The following is a 3024-nucleotide window of genomic DNA, read 5'->3' as shown; positions in this document are numbered from 1 at the left end:
GGCGCGGCAGATCCTGCCCGGCCACGGCGTGTCCTGACGGATGCCCCGCCGCGGTGGCCCGCCGCCGGCGGCCGCCCGGGAAGTGGGCTGGGACGCGGGCCGCGATGGGGGCATGTACCGGACGCTACCGCCCACCAGCCAGTCGACAGTCAGAACTGACCGCGGCCCGGGCCGACCGGGGACGGCCAGCGGAGGACAGCGCAGCCATGTACCGGACGCACACAGGAGGTGCACGCAGGAGGTGCCCCCGGCCGCGTTGCGCGCCGCGCCCGCCGGCCGCGTGGCCGCTCCGTCCCGCCAGGCAGGAATATCCGCGGGGCGTCCGGCGGGAGCTACCGGTGAATCGGCCGGGAAACCGTATCGGATGGTATTCTGCGACGTCGCCCCATGAGCCGGGCGTGTGCTCCTTCAGCACGATACGGAGGCCTGGTATCGGGATCGTGTTTCATGCGACGTCGTTGGAATGTGCCATGGATCTGATATGACCGGACAGCAGCAGAACCCGCACGATCTGTATCTGCTCTATGCGGCGGCCAAACGTATCGGCCGCTCACTGGACGTCGACCACACGGCCCAGGATCTGGCCGAGGTCCTCGTCCCGGCCCTCGCCGACGTGGCCACGGTCGATCTCAGTGAAGCCGTGCGGGCCGGAGACGAGCCGCCGCAAACATTCGGCGGTGGACAGTTGCGCCTGCGGCGCGTCGCCGCGGTCCGCCACCACGGTTCCTGGCATCCCGGATTCATCCGGACGGACATGCCGATCCCGCCGTTCCCGGACGGGTTCGAAATCCACAGCCTGCAGCGCGGCAGGGTTCTGATGGCCACCACCCGGGCGGAGGTCGTCCCCTACGCGAGCGATTTCACGGACGCGATGATCCCGCTGGACGCGCATTCGGGGATGAGCGCGCCCCTGTACGTCCGCGGCCTGCTGTTCGGGATCGTCAGCGTGTGGCGGACCGGCTCGGCCCCGGTCTTCAACCGGGACGACCGCAAGCTGCTACGGGAGATCGTCTCCCGCGCCGAGCTGAGCATCGACAACGCCCGCCGGTACACCCGCGAGCGCCGGGCGGCCATCGCGCTGCAGCGGGCCCTGCTGCCCCAGGCGAGGACCGACACCACCGCGGCCGAGACCGCCGGCAGGTACGTCCCGGCCGACCGCGGGCGCCAGGTGGGCGGTGACTGGTACGACGTCATCCCGCTGTCCTCGCTGCGGGTGGCCTTCGTCGTCGGTGACGTCATCGGGCACGGCCTGCCCGCGAGCGCCACCATGGGACGGCTGCGTACCGCCGTGCAGACCCTGGCCGATCTCGACCTCGAGCCCGGCGAACTGCTCGCCCACCTCGACGACCTCGTGCAGCGGCTCGCCAGTGAGGCCGACCCGTCCCGGCGGGACACGGTTGGCGCGACCTGCGTCTACGCGGTGTACGACCCGGTCTCCGGCCGCTGCGCGATCGCCAGCGCCGGGCATCCGCCGCCGGCCGTGGTGACGCCGGAGGGCAAGGTCGACTTCGTCGACGTCACCCCCGGGCCGCCGCTCGGCGTGGGCGGGATGCCCTTCGAGGTCACCGAGATCACGCTGGCGCCCGGCAGCGTCCTCGCCCTGTACACCGACGGCCTGCTCAACCGGTACGACCGCGACGTCACCCAGGGGATGGAGTGGCTCCACGGACACCTGGAGTCACTCTGCGAGAGCGACCGGTCTCTGGACGACATCGGCCAGGCCCTCCTTGGCGACACCTCCTCGGCCCCGCCCGCGGACGACATCGTCGTCCTGCTCGCCCGCACCCGCACCGTGACGGCCGAGGCCGTCGTCGAGTGGGAGTTCCCCGCCGACCCGTCCGTGGTCTCCGAGGTCCGTGGCCTCACGACCCGGCAGCTGGCCGACTGGGACCTGGACACCCTGTCCTTCAGCACGGAACTGGTCATCAGCGAGCTGATCACCAACGCCATCCGGTACGCGCAGGGCCCGATCAGGGTCCGGCTGATCCGCGACGACCTGCTCGTCTGCGAGGTCTCGGACGCCAGCTTCACCCAGCCACGGCTGTGCTATGCCCGCAGCACCGACGAGGGGGGCCGCGGCCTGTTCCTGGTGGCCCAGATGACCCGGCGGTGGGGCAGCCGCTACAGCCGCCTGGGCAAGACCATCTGGACCGAGCAGCCGACACACCCGACGTACAAATAGATACCTGACGTACAAAGAGAGCGCGAACAGGGCGTCCCGGGCGCCGCCCGCCAGGGCCCGGACAGGGCGCCGGGCGGGACGCCCGGGCGCGCCGCCCGCGAACGGTGCGCGCACGCGAACAGGCGGCGGGCCGTGGCGGAGGTACCCGGACCGGCTCTGTCACCGGATCTCGAATCCTCGCCTGGCACCGCCGCCGCAGGTCCCGCTCGCATCCCGTCGCCGTCAGCGACCGGGTGTGTGCCCGGGCCCTGTGCTATCCGGGCAGCAGGCTGGCCGGATCGAAGTTCTCGTCCCAGTAGTGCGGGCGGATGACCGGCACCCCGAGCGCCTCGAAGACGCGGTTGTCCTCCCAGTAGGTCGACTCAAGGATGATCTTTCCCTCGGAGTCGAACTGGTGGAACGTCGAGCCGAGGGTCTCCAGCGTCTTGCCGCTGGTGGGCAGGCCACGGTAGGTCGTGGCCCCCTCGATCCGGACGTTCCAGTGGATGAGGCCGTAGCTGTCGCCGGGCCCGCCGAACCACGCGGTGGGAGTGAAGGTGTAGGTGCCGTTCTCCCCGCTGGCGATCCCGCCGAGCCGCTCCACAAGGGTCTCGCGGTCGGTGACGGTGTCGTCGAGGTGGTCGTCGACCTTGGTCCACTCGAGGGTGAAGTAGTCGGCGTACAGGTCGGCCAGGGCGGCCGTGTCCCCGCCGAGGGCGGCGGCCCACCGCTGGGCGTGCTCCAGGCCGCTGGCCGCCCGGGTGAAGGGGGCGCCGGTGGAGACCTTCACCGTGGTGGGCTTGGTGCCGGTCAGGCTCTTGGTGGGGCTGACGGGCCCGACCGCGCGCAGCACCGCGGACGCG

The 3024-nt window shown here is 71.5% G+C and carries 1 protein-coding gene and 1 pseudogene; one reads left to right on the top strand and one right to left on the bottom strand.

The genetic code is table 11. The features are described from left to right. The first annotated feature begins 481 nt into the window (after positions 1-481). Positions 482-2182, top strand: coding sequence for a SpoIIE family protein phosphatase (locus NBX02_RS10445; RefSeq protein WP_250281022.1), 1701 nt, complete (start codon positions 482-484; stop codon positions 2180-2182). 253 nt (positions 2183-2435) lie between these two features. On the opposite strand, the pseudogene NBX02_RS10440 reads toward NBX02_RS10445, so the two are convergent. Next, positions 2436-3024 (bottom strand): annotated as a pseudogene (locus NBX02_RS10440) (hypothetical protein); the annotation flags it as partial.

The organism is Protofrankia sp. CiP1_Cm_nod1, from assembly GCF_920888515.1.
In the GTDB taxonomy this organism is placed as follows: domain Bacteria; phylum Actinomycetota; class Actinomycetes; order Frankiales; family Frankiaceae; genus Protofrankia.
The sequence above is the reverse complement of the archived record's forward strand: the minus strand, read 5'-3'. Positions and strand labels throughout refer to the sequence as shown.